General features: G+C 34.6%; 19 protein-coding genes, 2 tRNA genes and 1 pseudogene. 7 read left to right on the top strand and 15 right to left on the bottom strand.

What is annotated here, in order from left to right:
* Positions 1 to 1199: 1199 nt before the first annotated feature.
* The 5 genes and pseudogenes from ACEE93_RS02500 to ACEE93_RS02480 form a co-directional block, all read right to left on the bottom strand.
* Positions 1200 to 1380: pseudogene (locus tag ACEE93_RS02500) on the bottom strand (YSIRK-type signal peptide-containing protein); the annotation flags it as partial.
* Positions 1381 to 1798: 418 nt separating this feature from the next.
* Complete coding sequence (menB, locus tag ACEE93_RS02495) at positions 1799 to 2617, bottom strand: 1,4-dihydroxy-2-naphthoyl-CoA synthase (protein WP_449154771.1); 819 nt, start codon at positions 2615 to 2617, stop codon at positions 1799 to 1801.
* 12 nt (positions 2618 to 2629) lie between these two features.
* On the bottom strand, positions 2630 to 3424 hold the full coding sequence (gene menH / locus ACEE93_RS02490) for a 2-succinyl-6-hydroxy-2,4-cyclohexadiene-1-carboxylate synthase (RefSeq protein WP_449154770.1): 795 nt from the start codon (positions 3422 to 3424) through the stop codon (positions 2630 to 2632).
* The gene (gene menD, locus ACEE93_RS02485; RefSeq protein WP_449154769.1) at positions 3411 to 5084 is read right to left on the bottom strand and encodes a 2-succinyl-5-enolpyruvyl-6-hydroxy-3-cyclohexene-1-carboxylic-acid synthase; all 1674 of its coding nucleotides are present in this window, start codon (positions 5082 to 5084) and stop codon (positions 3411 to 3413) included. Before menD ends, menH begins: the two co-directional genes overlap by 14 nt.
* A complete protein-coding gene (locus tag ACEE93_RS02480; protein ID WP_449154768.1) occupies positions 5077 to 6435 on the bottom strand; it encodes an isochorismate synthase in 1359 nt (452 codons plus the stop codon). Before ACEE93_RS02480 ends, menD begins: the two co-directional genes overlap by 8 nt.
* A gap of 590 nt (positions 6436 to 7025) precedes the next feature.
* Between ACEE93_RS02480 and ACEE93_RS02475 the strand changes: the two genes are divergently transcribed.
* Positions 7026 to 7964 (top strand): 1,4-dihydroxy-2-naphthoate polyprenyltransferase, encoded by a 939-nt coding sequence (locus tag ACEE93_RS02475; RefSeq protein WP_449154767.1) that lies wholly within the window; start codon positions 7026 to 7028, stop codon positions 7962 to 7964.
* Positions 7965 to 8005: 41 nt separating this feature from the next.
* Here the strand turns inward: ACEE93_RS02475 and ACEE93_RS02470 are convergent, their stop codons facing one another.
* From ACEE93_RS02470 to ACEE93_RS02460, 3 genes are read right to left on the bottom strand one after another with little or no spacing between them, the layout of a single operon-like run.
* Positions 8006 to 8776 (bottom strand): ABC transporter permease, encoded by a 771-nt coding sequence (locus tag ACEE93_RS02470; RefSeq protein ID WP_449154766.1) that lies wholly within the window; start codon positions 8774 to 8776, stop codon positions 8006 to 8008.
* A gap of 2 nt (positions 8777 to 8778) precedes the next feature.
* Positions 8779 to 9423, bottom strand: coding sequence for an ABC transporter ATP-binding protein (locus ACEE93_RS02465; RefSeq protein ID WP_449154765.1), 645 nt, complete (start codon positions 9421 to 9423; stop codon positions 8779 to 8781).
* 12 nt (positions 9424 to 9435) lie between these two features.
* The gene (locus ACEE93_RS02460) at positions 9436 to 9993 is read right to left on the bottom strand and encodes a GNAT family N-acetyltransferase (protein WP_449154764.1); all 558 of its coding nucleotides are present in this window, start codon (positions 9991 to 9993) and stop codon (positions 9436 to 9438) included.
* Between the two features lie 318 nt (positions 9994 to 10311).
* On the opposite strand from ACEE93_RS02460, the gene ACEE93_RS02455 reads away from it, so the two are divergent.
* The 3 genes from ACEE93_RS02455 (at position 10312) to ACEE93_RS02445 (ending at position 11025) form a co-directional block, all read left to right on the top strand.
* Positions 10312 to 10725 (top strand): YolD-like family protein, encoded by a 414-nt coding sequence (locus tag ACEE93_RS02455; RefSeq protein ID WP_449156370.1) that lies wholly within the window; start codon positions 10312 to 10314, stop codon positions 10723 to 10725.
* 135 nt (positions 10726 to 10860) lie between these two features.
* Positions 10861 to 10935, top strand: a tRNA-Asn gene (locus ACEE93_RS02450).
* 1 nt (position 10936) lies between these two features.
* Positions 10937 to 11025 (top strand) — tRNA-Ser (locus ACEE93_RS02445).
* A 136-nt stretch (positions 11026 to 11161) separates the two neighbouring features.
* Here the strand turns inward: ACEE93_RS02445 and ACEE93_RS02440 are convergent.
* Complete coding sequence (locus ACEE93_RS02440; RefSeq protein ID WP_449154762.1) at positions 11162 to 11422, bottom strand: type II toxin-antitoxin system HicB family antitoxin; 261 nt, start codon at positions 11420 to 11422, stop codon at positions 11162 to 11164.
* 292 nt (positions 11423 to 11714) lie between these two features.
* Positions 11715 to 12332 (bottom strand): competence protein ComK, encoded by a 618-nt coding sequence (locus ACEE93_RS02435; RefSeq protein ID WP_449154761.1) that lies wholly within the window; start codon positions 12330 to 12332, stop codon positions 11715 to 11717.
* A 222-nt stretch (positions 12333 to 12554) separates the two neighbouring features.
* On the opposite strand from ACEE93_RS02435, the gene ACEE93_RS02430 reads away from it, so the two are divergent.
* The gene (locus tag ACEE93_RS02430) at positions 12555 to 12773 is read left to right on the top strand and encodes an IDEAL domain-containing protein (protein ID WP_449154760.1); all 219 of its coding nucleotides are present in this window, start codon (positions 12555 to 12557) and stop codon (positions 12771 to 12773) included.
* Positions 12774 to 12857: 84 nt separating this feature from the next.
* On the opposite strand, the gene ACEE93_RS02425 is transcribed toward ACEE93_RS02430, so the two are convergent.
* Positions 12858 to 13850: a lipoate--protein ligase gene (locus tag ACEE93_RS02425; protein ID WP_449154759.1), complete on the bottom strand. Its 993-nt coding sequence runs from the start codon at positions 13848 to 13850 to the stop codon at positions 12858 to 12860.
* 188 nt (positions 13851 to 14038) lie between these two features.
* Between ACEE93_RS02425 and ACEE93_RS02420 the strand changes: the two genes are divergently transcribed.
* Both ACEE93_RS02420 and ACEE93_RS02415 read left to right on the top strand, forming a co-directional pair.
* Positions 14039 to 14224, top strand: a complete 186-nt coding sequence (locus tag ACEE93_RS02420) for a YkvS family protein (RefSeq protein WP_449154758.1) — start codon at positions 14039 to 14041, stop codon at positions 14222 to 14224.
* Positions 14225 to 14230: 6 nt separating this feature from the next.
* Positions 14231 to 14833: a CPBP family glutamic-type intramembrane protease gene (locus ACEE93_RS02415; RefSeq protein WP_449154757.1), complete on the top strand. Its 603-nt coding sequence runs from the start codon at positions 14231 to 14233 to the stop codon at positions 14831 to 14833.
* A gap of 48 nt (positions 14834 to 14881) precedes the next feature.
* Here the strand turns inward: ACEE93_RS02415 and ACEE93_RS02410 are convergent, their stop codons facing one another.
* From ACEE93_RS02410 to ACEE93_RS02395, 4 genes are all read right to left on the bottom strand, one after another.
* A complete protein-coding gene (locus ACEE93_RS02410; RefSeq protein ID WP_449156369.1) occupies positions 14882 to 16105 on the bottom strand; it encodes a carboxylesterase family protein in 1224 nt (407 codons plus the stop codon).
* Between the two features lie 14 nt (positions 16106 to 16119).
* Complete coding sequence (locus tag ACEE93_RS02405; RefSeq protein ID WP_449154754.1) at positions 16120 to 17337, bottom strand: MFS transporter; 1218 nt, start codon at positions 17335 to 17337, stop codon at positions 16120 to 16122.
* A gap of 8 nt (positions 17338 to 17345) precedes the next feature.
* Entirely contained in the window at positions 17346 to 17744 is a 399-nt protein-coding gene (locus ACEE93_RS02400) for a MarR family winged helix-turn-helix transcriptional regulator (RefSeq protein WP_449156368.1), read from the bottom strand.
* Positions 17745 to 18076: 332 nt separating this feature from the next.
* On the bottom strand, positions 18077 to 19594 hold the full coding sequence (locus ACEE93_RS02395) for a bifunctional metallophosphatase/5'-nucleotidase (RefSeq protein ID WP_449154752.1): 1518 nt from the start codon (positions 19592 to 19594) through the stop codon (positions 18077 to 18079).
* Positions 19595 to 19636: the final 42 nt, after the last annotated feature.

Here is a 19636-nt window from a genome sequence, read left to right as displayed (position 1 = left end):
CCCTTTGTCTACTTCCCAAGCACGTCCTGATAATGTATTCGCTGCATTTGTAGCATCTGTTTGAGAATTAATATAACCATTTGCAATCGCATCTGCATCAATAATTTTACTTTCGTCAATATTACCTTCACTATCTAACGGAAGTACACTTTTAAGTTGTTCTGTTGTATTGTTAGCTAATGAAATTGTTTCGTCATCAGTTAACGCATCTTTTTCACTTACTTGTAAAGCTTCTGGACTATATTTCTTTGCATCATTAGAAAAGTTTTGTAGTAATGATGCAAAGACATCATTCGAAGTGGCATTTTCAAAATCAATATTTAGCTCATTCAGTTTATTGTCGACTTCATCTGCAGTAAGTGTAGAATTATCCAATAAATATTGTTTAGTATATGCTGATTTATCATCTGCTGATGTTAATTGATCATAATCTGATGTGAAATAAGATTCTGCTGATGGTAGTTCTTCTTCTGGGAATTGTTCTTCTTCACCTGTAACGTCAGGTTGTTGTTCTAGTTGACCCGCAGTATCAGTTTCTCCTGCTGATTGTTTATCTGTTGGGTCTTCAACTGTTGGTTGTTCTGCTGATGCTTCTCCCGTTTTGTCACTATCTGTTGATTGAACACCATCTACTGGTTGCTCAGTACCTTCTCCTGTTGGTTCCTCAACTGTTTGTTGTTCTGCTGGTGTTTCTCCCGTTTTGTCACCATCTGTTGATTGAGTACCTTCTACTGGTTGCTCAGTGCTTTCACTTGTCGGTTCTTCATCTTTTGGTTGTGTTGCACTCTCTTCTGTTGATTGATCAGCTGCTGCTTCTCCTGTTTTATCACCATCTGTTGATTGAGTACCTTCTACTGGTTGCGTTGCACTCTCTTGTGTTGATTCTTCAACTGTTGGGTCTTCAACTGTTGGTTGTTCTGCTGGTGCTTCTCCTGTTTTGTCACCATCTGTTGATTGAGTACCTTCTACTGGTTGCGTTGCACTCTCTTGTGTTGATTCTTCAACTGTTGGGTCTTCAACTGTTGGTTGTTCTGCTGGTGCTTCTCCTGTTTTGTCACCATCTGTTGGTTGAACACCATCTACTGGTTGCTCAGTTGTTACTTCTTTATCTGTTCCTTGTTCTTGTGTAGGTTGTTCAGCTGTTTGTTGTTCTGTTGTTTGTGGCTCTGTTGGATTTTCTTCAGTTTGTTGTGGAGTTGTATTTGTTTCTTCTGCGGCTTTTGTTTCTTGACCTGTTCCAAAAATTAAAGTTGCACCAATTAAAATAGATGCTGTACCTACAGTAAAACGTCTAATCGAATACTTGTTTGCTCGATTTGGTAAGAAATCAATTCTCCCTTTTTTCACTTTACGATTATTTCTCAATATAAATCCCTCCATTTGTTTATCCCTTTTTAATAGAGAACAATTTAAACTCTATCATTAAACACTGTGATAATATACATTTTAAATATTTGTAAAAACTCTAAAAAACATACTTTTCAGATAAACTATTTATTTATCATTAGTAAAAGGCGGTAAATCAAGTTTTTCAATCTATATTTTATATTTATATTTTCATTTTGTTTCCGAATATTTGTTCAAGTGCACAACTGTATAATATATAAAACTATATAAAGTGCTTTATTTAATATTTAAGTCACCGCATTAATATTTAACCTTTACTATAACTTGTTACTACGTTAAAGAAATTAATAAAATACAAATGAAGAGATTTACATTTTTATCTTGAAAATAAAAAAACTGCCTACTTTCATGTAGGCAGTTCTTTAAAAGATACTATTATTGAGATATAAACTTATGGGAATTTAGGGAATTGATCGAAGTTAGGTGAACGTTTTTCTTTAAACGCATCGCGCCCTTCTTTAGCTTCGTCTGTTGTGTAATAAAGTAATGTAGCATCCCCTGCAAATTGTTGTAAACCTGCTAAGCCATCTGTATCTGCATTCATTGCTGCTTTTAAGAAACGTAAAGCTGTAGGTGAATGTTGCATCATTTCTTTACACCATTGAACCGTTTCATCTTCTACTTTATCAAGTGGGACAACTGTATTTGCCATACCCATATCTACCGCTTCTTGTGCATTGTATTGACGACATAAGTACCAAATTTCGCGTGCTTTTTTATGGCCAACGATACGTGCTAAATAGCCTGAACCATAACCAGCATCAAATGAACCTACTTTAGGTCCAGTTTGTCCAAAACGTGCATTATCTGCAGCGATTGTTAAGTCACATACGACTTGTAATACGTTACCGCCACCAATAGCATAACCTTTCACCATTGCAACCACTGGTTTTGGAATCACACGAATTAAACGTTGTAAATCTAAAACATTCAATCGAGGAATTTGGTCATCTCCAACATAACCACCATGACCACGTACTTTTTGATCTCCTCCAGAACAGAATGCTTTATCGCCTTCACCTGTTAAAATAATGACACTTACACGCTCATCATCTCTTGCGCGTGTAAACGCATCAATCATTTCCATAACTGTATTTGGTGTAAAAGCATTATGGACTTCCGGACGATTAATCGTTACTTTAGCAATTCCTTCAAAAAATTCATATTTAATTTCATTATATTCTTTAAGCGTTTCCCATTGTCGAGTCATAATGATCCTCCTTTAGTAATTAAGTATAAATTCTAGTATTATTGTATCAAATTTATGCTCATCTTCCACATGAACAGTATGGCCGACACCTTGAACTTCTGTGACTACCGCATGAGGTATCTGTGCTTTCATTTTTTGGGCAATACTTACAAATTTTTCATCAAGGGTTCCTACGATAATTTGTATAGGCAGCCTTAATTGAGACAGTTCAGGCCATAAATTAGGCATCATACCTGTGCCGTAATCTACAAGCGCTTTAGCTAATCTTTGTGGATCTTGCGATAATCTAGATTGACGAATAGCTTGTTGTTTTTCTACAGATAATTGCTGTTGTGACGCAAATAATGGTAATTTTTCCCAATCATTGACAAACACTGTTAAACCTGCAATTTTAAGGACATTTGCTCTAGCGCGATCTACCTGAACCCGCGCTTGTCGATCGTCCTCATCTTGAATGCCTGGTGATCCACTTTCTAAGATTAATCCTGACAATTGTGTCGGATTGTGTATGGCATAATAAAGCGCTACCCGCGCCCCCATGGAATAGCCTTGCAAATAAATATGATACGCATGGTATTGACTTAAAATACGTTGTAATTGTGACGCAATCCACTCGAAATTCCACGTTATATCCATTGAGGACTGATCTTTTCCATGACCAGGTAAATCGATGCATAACACATGAACCGATTGTGTCAATGTCGTTAAATGCGCATCATACGTACTTTGATCACTTATAAATCCATGTAACATAACTAACAATTGATTTGTTGAAGTGCTTGATTCATGAAATTTATAATGTAACATTCACAATTTCTCCTAGTTTTTGATATAACGTTTGGTGTGCTTCATAATTATCATGGCGATTCGTCATTACTTCAAATAAGGTAGATGACATATTCGTAAAATCAGCATATTCAAACGTTTGGATATCCGTAAAACGTTTAAAATTAAAATCATATAATAATGCAGTATGTTCAAAATCTAATCCAATCGGTGTACCAAATAAGCGTTCAAATACTTCTGGCGCACTATTTTTTTGAGGTAAATAAGAAAAAATACCGCCACCGTCATTGTTCATTAGCACAATATTAATATGAATATCATTTAATTTTGACATTAACAATCCATTCATATCATGATAAAAAGCTAAGTCGCCAATTAATAAAGTTACTGGTTGATGGACTGCCATTCCCAATGCTGTCGAAATCACACCATCGATCCCATTAGCCCCTCTATTAGCATAAATTCGCGCTTCATTTTCAAAATACAAGTTATCGATGTCTCTTATCGGCATACTATTGCTCACAAATAATACATCTTCTTGACCAAGCTTAGCTAATAAACGACTAATATAGCCTGATTCATCATACGCATGTTGTTGATGATGTTTAATTTCAGCACGTGCTTCTTGTTCCAATGTTTGCCAACGCTCTAACCAAACTTTACGATAAGCGCCTGGGAGATGCTCTAAACTACGGAAAAAGTCGTTAGCTGACATTTCAAAAAAGTAATCCGGTTGCTTAGGAAAGGCATCTAGATGAATACTATTTTGAACAAGGATTTGAGTCGCATTTGAAGACTTGAGCCATTGATTAAGCTTTTTAGAAATCACCGGTTTACCCACGCGAATAACAAAATCTACCTCTATATCTAATCCAGATCTGAATAATAAATCATATGTCGCGATAACATTAGGATGGTTTGTGCGTCGAATATCATTCAATGGATCCGCTAGTATCGGTAAATCATAGATAGTCGCAAACGTTAAAAGCTGAGAAATATCTTGATGTTGCATATCGCCAACAATAATTAATCCTCGTGTCTGTCTTAAAATATCTTCAATACCGCTTGAATCTATCGTTTTTTGATAATGGGCCATTTCATAATGTGGAGATGTTAACAAATCTTGACGTGACAAATCCGGCGTTAATGGCTCTCTAAATGGTAAATTAAAATGTACCGGTCCTCTTCCTAAACCGACAAAATACTGACTCGCTTGTTGTAATTGATAGCGCGCTGTATTCAATGTATGCATCGTTCCATCTGCAATGGGCATATCAAATTGAAAGCGAACATAATTTTGAAACATATTTGTTTGATTAATGGCTTGTGGTGCCCCCACTTGTCTTAACTCATGAGGTCGATCACTCGTTAAAACTACAAGCGGTAAACGACTAATATCACTTTCAGCTATAGCTGGTACATAATTCGCCGCTGCTGTGCCTGATGTACATACAATAGCAACCGGACGTTCGCTACCCTTAATAAGGCCTAATGCAAAAAAAGCGGCACTGCGCTCATCTGGATGAATCCATGTTTTAATATCTGGATGACATTCAAAAGCAATTGAAAGAGGCGTTGAACGCGATCCTGGACTGATCACAACCTCTCTTACACCATATCCATATAACTCAGATACAAAATGAAAAACTTGTTCTGTTAAATATTGTTGCGCATTAGTCATGTTTTTCCACTCCAAGCGCGTCCATCATCGGACGAAATTTTACAGCTGTTTCTGCCAATTCTTCCTCTGCATCTGAATCTTTTACAATCCCTGCCCCCGCAAAAAGTAAGGCTTGGTTATGGTTCATCAACATTGAACGAATCGCCACAATAAACTCACAATCATCATACATATCTATCATTCCTACCGGTGCCCCATATAATCCTCTAGAACCAAATTCAAAATGATCAATATAATCGATTGCTTTTTCTTTAGGATAGCCACCTAAAGCTGGGGTTGGATGTAAATCATCTATTAATTCAATGTACGATGAAAATGACAAAGGCCCTCCAATTTCAGTAAATAAATGATATAAATGATCATTTTTTAAAATTTTAGGCTTATGATCATAATGTACTTCTTCTACAAAGGGATGAATGTCTTCTAAAATACTCTCAACTACAAAACGATGCTCTCTTAAATTCTTTTCATCATTTAAAAATGAATGCACACGTTTTTGATCTTCCGCTTCATTATGAGTGCGATGGATGGTACCTGCCACAGCTTTTGTGTACAATTGGCCATCTTCTACACGAAAGAGTTGTTCTGGCGTTTGAGACACAAAAATATCTTCGTCTGCTTCTAATACAAATAAGTAACTATTTTTTTCATTACTCAATGCACGATTTAACACATGCATAATACTGATATCTTCTTCAAATTGAACCATTCGACGACGTGATAACACGACTTTTTCATCTTGGCTCAATCGCTCAATCGTTTCGCTCACTAAGTCTTTCCAATCTTCTTGATAAATATCTTCAATACGTTTCACTGTCGGCACAGCTACTTCACTCTTATCTACAACACTATACTCATTAAAAAATGATACAAGTTCGTTCAGGTCTGCCATAGTAAATGATGCTTTCGGTACGGTATACGTTAAATACGTTTGACCCTCTACTTGAGAAATTAGCACTTCTGGCAAAATAAAATGATTCACACCAAAACGACGCCATTCATCGCCACTACGTTTAGTTGAAAATTGAAATCCCCCACAAATACGTAAGTGATGACGCTCTGAATCAGGATGAATAAGTGCAATATTCTGCTTAAACTTTTCCCATTCTTTAAATATAGAACGTTTATTTGTAAAATCATTTTTTATTTTCGTCGCAACGCGGTATCCAAAAAAAGAGGTTTGATTATCATTTAAACGAAAATAAAAACGATTACCTGCTTCTTCTTTTGTCATATCAAACAAAGTGATTGGATCAATCGAGCGTTCTAGTGGTACTTCAATTGACACCCATTTTAACTTAGTTTGGTCGACCGCTTCCACGATTGCCTGTTCACATACGTCAACAGTCATCACTTTCTCACTTCTTTCATCATAATCGTATATTAAAAGTTAAAGACGACTATCTTTCACACCTTAATATCGTCGTCAACACTTCTTTTCTATCTATATTCACTACATTTGGTTAAATGATTTACACCTTTAAATTAATAAATACTCCCCTACAAAGGCTCGATTGTTAACATTTTTAGAGCCATTTAAAGTTAGTCACAAAAATAAACCTCAATCTATCATTAAGGTGTCCCGTCATTATATATCTATCATTTTAACCAAATATCACATTATAATCCTTATCAACGCCCTTTTCGGAGTTGTAATTCATTACATTAAGTTATTTTAACATTTTTAAGACCAGTTGTGTGAGAGTTTGTCTTACAGATGACACAATTCAGTCCTATCTTGACATTTATCAATGTAAACATCAAATGTCGTATTATTTTCATATTTCAAATATATGTCACATTTATAGAAAAGCTAATCCTCCCATTGCGATAATGGTTACTTTTCGATTAAAATGACCATAATGAACATTGATTTATATGAAATAATTACATATAATATTTTTGTATTATCAAAATAATAAAATCGAGGTCGTTGTGAATATGGCAAATCAATTTAAACAACATTCTGCTTTCCACAAATATTGGTTACTAATGCGTCCGCACACTTTGACTGCTTCTGTTGTTCCAGTACTAGTTGGAACAGCAACGGCAAAATTATTTTTACTTGGCAGTGAAGATCGTTTAAGCTTAACATTATTCATCGCAATGTTACTTGCTTGCTTATTGATTCAAGGTGCCACAAACATGTTTAATGAATATTATGATTTTAAAAAAGGACTAGACGATCATGAATCAGTGGGCATCGGTGGCGCTATTGTTCGTAATGGGATGACGCCTCAGTCTGTTTTAAATCTTGCGATCGCTTTCTATGTGATTGCTGCACTATTAGGATTATTTCTAGCCATTCAAACTTCTTTTTGGTTAATTCCAATTGGTGTGGTATGTATGGCAGTAGGTTACCTATATACAGGCGGTCCATTCCCTATTTCTTGGACGCCGTTTGGTGAATTGTTTTCTGGTATTTTCATGGGAATGATTATTATTTTAATTTCTTTCTTTATCCAAACAGGCAACGTTCAAGGCTTTGCAGTATGGATTAGTATTCCTATCGTAATTACCATTGGTCTCATTAATATGGCTAATAACATACGAGATCGTGTCAAAGATAAACAAAGTGGACGCCGTACCCTTCCGATTCTATTAGGCAAAACAAACTCTTTAATATTTTTAGCTGTTTGCTATGCCTTTGTATACTTATTTGTAGTGTATACTGTCTTCTTTAAAGATGGTGGTTCACTCTTCTTCTTACTTGTATTATTGAGTTTTCCTTTACCAGTGAAGGTATATCGTCGCTTTAAACGTGCTGACACACCACCTGAAATGATGCCTGCTATGGCAGCAGCTGGAAAAACAAATACTATTTTTGGTTTACTTTATGCTATCGGCATTTATCTCAGCGCTTTAGTTGGTGGTATTTAAAAAGGTTTGAGATTTCTTCTCGGAAATCTCAAACCCTTTTTTTATGCTTCATCTTGTCTAATTTGAATTAACTGATGGCGATGATTAAAGAATTGTCTATAACTTAAATATGTCGCTACTAAGGCAGAAATAATCGTTGCCGTCGTATGAATAAAAACGACCATCAACTGGAATTTAATAGCTTGTAATGGAGGTACCCCTGCAATAATTAGCCCTGTCATCATCCCAGGGATAGATACAAGACCATATGTTTTTACTGAATCAATCGTCGGTACAATCGCTACTTTGACACTTTCGCGAATGGCTTCTTTTGCCGCAATAGCTGGTTTTGCACCTAATGATAATTTTGCTTCAATTGATGTGGTCTCTTTTGTGAATATGCGATTTAAATTTTGATAGCTCAAATTAATCGCAATCATACCATTACTTCCTACCATACCGGCTACTGGAATGATTTCATTCGGCTCTAAACTAATTGCGCCTGTTAAAAGCACCCCTCCTAAAGATAAGAAGGCACCGGTCGCAATTCCCGCGAATGAGATTAGAAAGACGTGTTTCATAATCGGCGATGCACGACGTCGTGTATTTAACGCCGCATTAATCATAATAACTACTATTAATATGAACACGATCCAAACTTGCTCTAATTCAAACACAAATTCTAGTAAATAACCAATGATCACTAATTGAATCACTGCACGAATCGCTGCAATAATTAAATCTTTGGCAATATGTAACTTCTCTTTAAATGACACCACGATTGGAATAATCAACAGTAGCGAGGTAAGAAGTAGTGACGTAGTACTCATCATAATTAACTTCCTCCCTTCTCAATTTCGCCATTAACGATTTTAATTTGTCGATCGAAACGATGGTTACTCTGAGCTTCATTATGCGTAATCCATAATACAGTAGTCCCTTCTTCTACCATCTGGAATATTATTTTTTCAATCATTTTACTATTTTTAGTATCTAACGCACTGGTCGCTTCATCTAGTAATAATATATCTGGTTGATACATTAATTGACGTGCAATCGTAATACGCTGTTGTTCGCCTCCCGATAAATGGTGCGCAGAGTCTGATAATTTATAGCGTTTCAATCCCATTTGCTTCATTAACATCGTTGCTCTTTTTTTATCGAATGAATCTTTCCTTGTATAAGCTGGAAATGATAAATTATCGCCAATCGTTTTTCCAAATAGTTCTATATTTTGTGGTAAGTAACTAATACGTTGACGCAACAATTCTGGTTGATATGTGTCATATTCCTGCTGTTTAAACATAATCTTGCCTTCTGTCGGACTGATTAAGTCTGCAATTAAGCGTAGTAATGTACTTTTACCGCTTCCTGAAGGACCTACGACTGCAATAGCTTCTCCTTTTGATACCGTCATATTAATATTATTTAAAATACGACGATGATCAATCGTGTAACCCACATTATGTAACTCTAGCATGCAAATCCCCTCCTAAGCTGAATATGTCATATAATAATACTTATGATTATAAAGTGTTTTGTAAGAGTGAACGGAAAAACCTAATTTTTGATATAACTTCAATGCGCGATGATTATCAAAATCACAATTTAAGGACCAGGTGCGCTCTGTATCTGTACTGATAACAGTACGTAATAGTTGAGTCGCAATCCCTCTTCCTCTAAATTTTGGAAAAGTTGCTACGGAATCAAGATATATATCAGAAGCATCAGCCTCCATAACGGGTAACGGCGTTTGAGTTTGAAGCGGCATCGCATCACTAAGCTTTAAATTAAGCCATTCTGCTTCATATTGTTGTTCACGCGCGCCATCATAAGCAATCACAATCCCTGCCACTTCTCCTTCAGTCTCATATACCCAAATATGACTTAAGTGTGTACGATAATGCACATCTATTTGACTTTGAATAATTGCTTGTATCACTTTTGACTTATCATATTTTTTTATAATTTCTAATTCCATATCTTGCCAAATGATATAAATGAGTTCAGCAATATCATTTATATCCTGTGTTTTTGCTTTACGTATCATATGAGTCACCCATTTATTTACTTAGTCGTATTTATTGTATCCTAACTTTATAATTTTTTAAATAAAATACCGATATATTGTGTAAGGCTGCGATAACCCATACTATTTTTGATTCATCTCGTTGTCACTCCAATACCTATAGTTAAATTTTTAAAATTTAAAAACTAGGAGGGGTTTTTTCGAGGGTTAATCACTTTATGCTATTAAATTAAACAAAGTTACCTAACTCACTCGCCCTATCCCTCATTATTTCTAAATTTGTAAGTATCCGCTTGATTAATACGAACATATGTTCTATTATAAAAGTGAGGTGATACTATGATTGTTAATCCAGACGTTCCTGAACCTTATTGTTATGAGACAGATTATCGAAAAATACCTAGAAAATACCTTAATCCTAATATTCCAATTGGAAGAGGGATGGTTAAATGGGCACCTTTCGCCACGTTACCTGAACAATTTGAAACAATTAAACAATTTGAAGCGGATCAACTGAAAATCGCTCAACCTGAATTAAGCGAGACACAAATGGAAGATATTAACTATATGTTATATCTTAAAATGACGACTAATGAACTTGCTTCTATCGATTATTGGCGAATGGGTCACATTCATACGATTCAGGGTTATATTGATCAAATCGATGTGCTCAAAGATCAAATGACGATTACTAATGAACGACGTACCGACCGCATTATCATTGCTTTAAGTGAACTCTATGCAATACAGTAACCCCAATGTGTAAAGTTAACAGAATTTTTATTCGTAACGTGTAAATTTTCTGTTAACTTATTTTAAATTTTCTCTTGATTTTTCACATAGAATTGCTATAATAATATTTGTGCTTGAAAAAATGATAAACATTATTCCACAGTAGCTCAGTGGTAGAGCTATCGGCTGTTAACCGATCGGTCGTAGGTTCGAATCCTACCTGTGGAGCCATGGAAACGTACTCAAGTTGGCTGAAGAGGCGCCCCTGCTAAGGGTGTAGGTCGCGAGAGCGGCGCGAGGGTTCGAATCCCTCCGTTTCCGTTAATCAAAACGACTAAGTATTTTACTTAGTCGTTTTTTATTTCTGCATTAAGTTACCCCTTTTCTTCACCTAATACAACGATATATTGTGGTAATGTAACCATCTCATGAACTGTCTTATCCTCTTCTTTGGTCCTCACAATTTTGTATCTACAGTCACTAATTGTAACTGTTCATCTGTTCTTAAATCTTTAACAAGTTGTTTGTATTCAGACGGTTTAGGTATATCATCCCCATCATCTTCCATCACTAGTAAGTGGCCTACTAAAGCATCTTGTGCCATAAATACAGCATCTTCAATATCACTTCCATATGTTACCGCACCTGGTAAGTCTGGAAAGTACACATTATAATTATTGTTTTCTTGTTGTATAACAGCATAGAAATGGTATTTCATGTTAACTCCTCCATACAGTATATAATTATCTTACTTTAAGATTGATCGTTCTCTTTCACGTGATAAATTTTTTGGGAAACAGTAACTTTACCATTAAGTATTGGATGTTTAAAGTAATAATAACTACTAACTCCCCTTACAAAATCCCATTCATTTCGCTGAATCTGTTGAATACTTCTTTTGATGAGTGCATCTCGATTTACCTCTTTATACAACAAAAACGATTGGTTCCTCACTCTTTTGTGGATGTGCCAATCGTTCTTATTTGTACATTAATTTGTTGTGTTATTTTTTATAAATTTAAATAATCATCTAATTCTCTATCTATTTTTGCATGTCTCGCTTTTTCGATCAATGCATACTGGGTTAACGTTTCAAATACTTTAAATTTCACACCTTCATAGTCAATCGGTTTTTCTGGGTCTCCTGTTTTAACAGCCAGTTCTCGATGCATTAAAAAATGTAAATATGAACAATTTAACATTTGATGTTTTAGACTATGATAAGACACATTTAAGGTAACTGATTCGTTATTTACAAAGATAACTTTACAGCGCGCTCCTTTTAAGTTCTTAATTTTTTCAATATAGAATAAATTAATCCAACAATTTTCAATGACTCTATCAGAATGTGTAGGGAAAAAATAAAGCGGAAAAGCTGGTGTAAGTATTATAGGGGCCTTATTGGAAATACCACTAATATACTTTGTTTGATATTTTCGATTAGCATAGGAATCACCGTAAAATCTACAGCTCCATTCCATCACCTTTTGTACAGGTAACTCGATAATTGTTTTTTGACCATTGAACTCCCATATTTCTGTGAAAACCTCACCATTTTCTTGTTTCACAGGCTTTAAAAACATATCTGACGACTTTAAAGCCCTGAGGTATTTTTTATTGAAATTCATGATGTCTTTACCTCCTTGTCAACAAATTAATATCGTACAATACAAAATTTATCATTAAACTTAAATTTAGTCAATACGTATATTGGAAAATTTTAACTAACACCCTATTTTTTTACTCTCAGTTCTAAAACTTAAAAAATTCAGAAAACTTATTGCATTTTTCTTTTACATTCGTTATACTATTGAATATCCCAATTAGATAAATATAAAGGAGCGATTTTTATGAAACATCAAACTCATTTAAAACAAAATGCACCCGCCAATCCAGTCCAGGCTGTGAATCAACTTGGTGCTGAAATGATTATTGAAGAGGCACTCAATAAACAACACAAAGCAGAACTTAAACAATTAATTGACCAAGCACTTCTCGACAAAAATGAAGCTGCTTTTCAAAAGTATACGAACGAATATTTAAAATTGGAGGTTACATACGTTGAATAATTCCTGTAGTCATTCCTATAGTCACTCGATCAAAAAGTAAGAAGGACAATGCATTAAAATTAAGCAATTGTCCTTCTTACTTTTTTAAACCATTAAATTAATAAGTGCTTCTTTATCAATATCTCCGAAATAATAATACATATCTACATCAGCTAACGCCTTTTGAATAGCTTGTTTTTGATGAGATACATTTTCCAATTTTTGTTCTAATTCAGAGATATCTCCTTCACCAAAGAAATCTCCAAATATTTTAGCATGCGCAATACGCCCTTTTTTAACATCAAACTTAATTTGAACGAATCCTTTATCAAATTTTTGTTCCCTTTCAAAGTTGTATTTAGGATTTTTACCATAATTCCAATCCCATGTTCTATATTTTTGGTTACTCAATTGTTCGATATCTTTCCACTCTTCTTCAGAAAGCGTATATGTTTCAACATCTTGATCACCAAATAACTGTTTTAAGATGATTTCTTTAAATCGATCAATATCTAACGGTTCGTCTAAAAATTCTTGTATATTCGCTACACGTTTTCTGACTGACTTGATCCCTTTAGATTTAATTTTAGCAGGATTGACTCTCAACGCATGTTGTACTTCTTCTAAATCACTATTTAGCATTAATGTGCCGTGACTAAACATACGATCTTTTACTTTAACCATTGCATTACCTGAAATTTTAGCATCTCCAACTTGAATATCATTACGGCCTGTTAACGCTGCATCTACCCCAAGTTGTTGTAATACTGAAACTATCGGTTCGGTAAATTTTTTAAAGTTATGGAAACTATCGCCATCATCTTTTGTAATAAAACTAAAGTTTAAATTACCGAAGTCATGATAAACCGCACCGCCTCCAGACACACGTCTAACGACATCAATATCATGTGCTTCAATATAAGGTTGGTGCACCTCTTCGATCGTATTTTGATTTTTACCTACAATAATAGATGGACGATTAATATAAAATAGAAAATAACTTTCATTATCATCCATTGGCAAGTTTTTTAACACATACTCTTCCATCGCTAGATTCAACGTCGGATCGGTATGATTTAAGTTATCGATAAACTTCATTATGTTTAACTCCTTTCGTAACATATCTCTTACTTTAGTTATGCAATACTTTTATCAATTTTTCCAATAATTCACCTTCATTCACCTTTATAATATGATGATTTAATTAAAAAAAGCGTAAATCGTTTATTTAAATTGTAAATTTTAGTACAATATATGCTAGTTCATTTCTTAAGGGGGAATTGTTAATGACAATTGCTGAAGTAGGAGATATCGTAGAATTTTATGATGGAATCAGAGGAAAAGTTGAAAAAATCAATGATAATTCCGTTATTGTTGACTTAACAATTATGGAAAACTTTAATGACTTAGATTTACCAGAAAAAACAGTCATTAACCATAAGCGTTATAAAATAGTAGAACAAAAAGGATAAGATTATATGAAAAAAATCAACAAACCGCTGCTTTGGTTTATACTTAGCTTTATTGCTTTTCATATTATTTTACTTATTATGTGGGGTGAACACGGCGTTTATTGGCAATTATACACAGGTATTATGCTTATAGCTGCCATTAGTTATGTCTTTTATCAAAGAGATTTAAGCTCCAAACGTCTACTCACATCGATTGCTGTTGGCCTTGGCACAGGTATTGTGTTAGTACTTGTGCAAGTGCTATTCGCATTCATTACAACCGATTTATCATATCAGTCATTGATTAAAGAACTTTCTCGTACAGGTGTCTATTTTAAATGGCAAATGTTAATTACATTATTGATTGTTATGCCATGTCATGAATTATACATTCGTAGTATTTTGCAAAAACAACTAACACGTATTACACACAAACCATGGATCGGTGTGGTCATCGGTGCATTACTATCGAGTTCCTTTTTTATTTATTTAGACCGTTGGTGGATTGTGTTGTTTATTTTTGTTTGTCAACTTATCCTTGGACTAAGTTACACATATACACGTCGAATTATTACAACCACAGTCGCGCAAATCGTGGCAGTTGTGATTTTATTAATTTTCCATGCATAACAAAAAAGACGCTGACGTTTTTATTAAATAGAACGTCAGCGTCTTTTTTTAATTCATCCATTCAACGACTGCTTTTTGCACCGCTTTGGATTGAGTGGTATATGCTTTCCAATCTATATTGTCTAACATTGGCGCATTATTCCAACTTTGAAAGTTTCCAAATAATAGTGGTAAATCAAAGCAATGTGTTGCTCCAAATTGATGATTACCACCTTTAATCACATCGAATTGCGTACGACTACCATGTTGTTGAAATTGCTCCAATAAAGTCAAAGTGGGTTTCATAAATTCCGATTTCATCGTCGACAAAATCGCTCTGACATCATTATCGCCATTTAAAAAAGCAGTCGTTTCATCTTCTGTGACATACGCCTTAATATCCACTTTACCCGCCGAAGCATGCACAGCTTGTTGTATGAAATCCTCTGTTGAATTTAAATGATCATGTATCGGAATAAACGAGGTTGGAATAATCGCATAAGACGTATCCACAATTTCTTTCATTAGCTTCCCTTGAGCTTGTAATAACTTTTCAATATTTACTGTAGTTAAATCTTCATCTTGTAATAATGTTTTAAATCGTGACGCTAACTGATGACCTTGCGTCTTATCTAAAGGTGAAACATTGCCTGGAAAACTGTGAAGTAACACACGAGAAGCATAACGAGAAAAATCAGGAAGACCTAACAGCGCTACACTATACCATGCGCCTACAGATTGCCCTCCTACTGTAATACGTTCGGGCTCACCACCGAAGTGCTTTATATGTTCATATGTCCATTTTAAAGCTTGTATAATATCGTTCATTCCAAAATTATAAGTTGAAGCGTCATCTTGATAAAAGGCACCTAATACCCCAATACGATAGTTAATTGTAACGACTACTACATCATGCTGCGCTACTAATTCATGACCATCGTACCAAGGCAATGCGCCTCCTCCTGTTAACCAACCTCCACCATGTATCCAAAATAATACTGGCTTTTGATCGAAGGTTTCTTTACTAAATATATTAAGATGAAATGCCGATTCGGATTGATATTTTTCCGCTTCAACCTTGCCCATCACTTTACTTAAACGGTTAGGATTTTGCGGAAAAACCGGCCCTCTTACAGAGCAGTCAAGTTCTTCCGGTAAATCCTCTAAAGTTAAAGGTGTTGCAACCTTAAATCGCCCATTATCGTGCGCATAAGGTATTTGATAAGCAGCGTAGACATCATCATATGATTTCACTTTCATGTTATGATGCGCTACATTTAGAAAATGATTCATATTTTTCACACCTTTTAATGCTTTTCAATCTCTTTACCATAAATTTTGTCAAGTTTACGGTGATGTACGAAATGATAAACAACTAGTGTTAATGCCATTAAAATACCCATGATGATGTAGATATTTGCATAACCAATTCTAGCTGTAAAGATACCAAGTACGAATGGTCCAAGGCCTAAACCAACATCTAAACCAATGAAGAATGTTGATGTTGCTAAACCAATTTTGTTAAATGGTACGATTTTAACTGCTACTGCTTGGAATGTAGAAGCTAAGTTACCATAACCAATACCAGCTAAAACAGCTGAAACAAAGAAGAAGAATGGTGAATTTGTAATACCTAATAATAATAAGCTAAGTGCGAATGCGATGAATGAAGGTACAGCTACTCGACTTTCAGTGTACTCATCCATTAAGCGACCAGCTACAGGACGTGTAACTAATGCTGCAACCGCATAAACGATAAAGTAATAACTTGAAATAGATTCAAAGTTTCTTTCTTCAGCAAAGAATTGAATAAATGATAGTAATGAAGAATATCCAACCGCAACTAATAATGTAACAATACCGATTGGAATGACTTCAGTTGCAAGTACACGGTGAATACCTTTTTTAGGTGCTTCATAATGTACTTCTTGTTCTTGTTCAGGAGATGCTTTGAAATCAACCTTTAAGAAGAACACACTAATTAAACTAATAACACCAATGATAATACATAATGTAAAGATAGCTTGCATTGAATAGTGTTCAGAAATGTATAAACCAAAGAATGGTCCGATGGCTGCACCAACAATTAAACTAAGTCCGAACATTGCAATACCTTCACCTTTTCGGTTTTCAGGCGTTAAGTATCCGGCAATGGCACCTGTTGCTGTTGTCACAACAGCTGTTGCCATACCATTAACAAGTCTTACTAAAATTAAGAAAATCAATGATCCTTCAATGAAATATAAAGCTTGCGTAATCACTAATAAGATGGATCCAATAATTAATAGTTTTTTCGGTCCAATCTTATCGACTAAGCCACCTGTTAAAAATCGGCCAATTAATGAACCGATAACGAATAGACCAGCAACTAATCCACCGATACTATCAGTAGCATTGTATGTGTCTACAGTATACTGAGCCATTACGACCATCAGTAAATACATACATAAAAACACTAAGAAATTGATAAAGAAATTAAATATAAACTCTTTCGTCCATAATTTATTCGACTCTACACTTTCCATAAACGCAATTAACCTTCTTTCGTATTATTTAATAATTGTTTAATAAACGCACATATTTTTTCATATGTTTCTTCATCATAAGACACACCGTCTAATAATGAGGCGTCTAAATCTAACACGTGTTGATTGGTTTCTTTAAATAAATCGTTACCTTTTTGTGTTAGACGAATAATTTTATGCCGTTTATCTTTTTCATCTACTTTGACGTAGATTAAATCTTGTTCTTCAAAAATTTTCAGCACTTGCCTCGTTGTTGATTTTTCGATAAAACGACGTTTAGCTATATCTACTAAAATAGTAGGTTGGTGATAATAAATATCTTTTAAAATCAACCATCTCGCTACGTTAAGTTGATTTTTTTCTAATATAGGTTCTAACCTCTTTATATAAGGTCTATAAATGGACAAAGTTAATGAGAAAAAGTCTTCCAAACAATCACCTCCATCAATTAGTTAGGTGAACTAACTATTATAGTATACCCCTCGTCCTAGTTAGGCGGACAATCTATGATGTTGAAATCCCTTATTAGTTAGTTGAACTAACTATTAAATTATAAATTCACATATAAACTTTGTCAATATTAAGAACAAAAAATATAAATTTATCGACAATTGTCAAAAATCACTTATTTATATTCTTAAAGTTAAAATGATTATATATTCATTTAACAAAAAAAGTCATCCCTTCAACCTACATGTTATTAAGGTTGAAAGAATGACATTTACAATTAATAAAACACTTAATAATCGTGATGTAATTGTTTAATGTGGATATTAGCGGTTGAATCAGTAAGCTCTGATTGCGTTTGAATCACTCGAGCAATGCGTTCAGGCATCACTGTTTCACTCGTATGATGAATGGTTGCGCCGTTTAATAAATAGCGATAATGACGGTAACTATAATCGGTCATCGTGATACGATAACTGTAGTCTTGTCGTAAGCTAAATTGTGTCACACGTTCATATAAACGTTGAGATAAGTCAATTGTATAATCAAAACCATCCCAAAATAAATACAAACTAGGATCCATATTCTTAATTTGAATGGTCCCATCCACTTCTTGAAGGTGTGCAGCACTTTCCTCAATTAAATCTTTAATTTGATGTCCTTTTAATGTGACATCTATTGGTTTATCAGGATGTGGATAGGCACGATAGATATCTTTATAAGTTAAAGGCCCTTTTAACCCTTCAGAATCTGGTAAAGGAAGATGCACACATGTAATAGAGGCGTTCAAAGCATTATTTACACTCTCATGCAATAAGCGTATAAAAGGATGATTCGGTGTTAAAACTTCTTCAAAATCTGAAAAACTTGCTTGAACCTCCTCGGTTGTTACCGGGGTATCTCTCCAGTTACGGATCGCTTTACGATCATAATGCGTCAATGCTAATAATGTGTCGCTTTCTTCATATTGTGATAGATCCACAATTTCTGGTTTAATGTCTAATAATTCATAGCTATTTCTACGTTTCTTAAATTTTGCTGCTATATGTACGATATTTTCTGCGTTTTCTCCTGCTTGGACGAATAACGTTTTGCCTTCATGTTCAATGATGGTTTCATGTTGATGGCCTGTAATCAGGACATCCGTAATGCCCATTTGGCTAATTATTTTTTCAGCTGTATTCGTTTCTTCATAATGCTGAGCTCTGGCTAATTTTGAATGTTCACCATGATACAATACAATTAGAAAATCAGGCGACTCTGTTTCATAAATATACCTTATCCAACGTTTGGCAGCTAAAGTGGTACGTTCGACAAATACATCATCTTCCATCTCAATGTGTTCATTTTTCACTAGACTTTCAGAAGTTAATCCAACCACCCCTACTTTCAAACCATTAATGTTTTTTATCAAATAAGGCGTTGAAAAATAAGGTTCTTTCGTCATAGCGTATTCAATATTGGAAGATAACCACGGAAAACGCGCTAATGCTACAGCACGATTCAGAAAATCTAAACCAAATTTAAATTCATTTGCACTCAAACCACTAGCATCGTACTCTAGTTCATTCATCAATTTAATCATCGGATGACGTTTATAGGGTGCGATAATCGCATAATAGAACGCAGTAATACTTCCCGCTAAACTGCCTCCATTATCTAGTAGTATGACATTTTGATGGTTTTCTCTAACTTTTTCGATATAAGTACCTGCTCGATAAATATTAGGACCTTCTTTTTCTTTCAATACATAGCTATGCATATCTGATGTAGCTAAAATATGGAGATCTATCTCATCATGTTTAACCATTATACCCACCCTCACCTTAGCAATTAATTAAATTCATTCTAA

The organism is Staphylococcus sp. 11262D007BW (assembly GCF_053547815.1).
The sequence above is the reverse complement of the archived record's forward strand: the minus strand, read 5'-3'. Positions and strand labels throughout refer to the sequence as shown.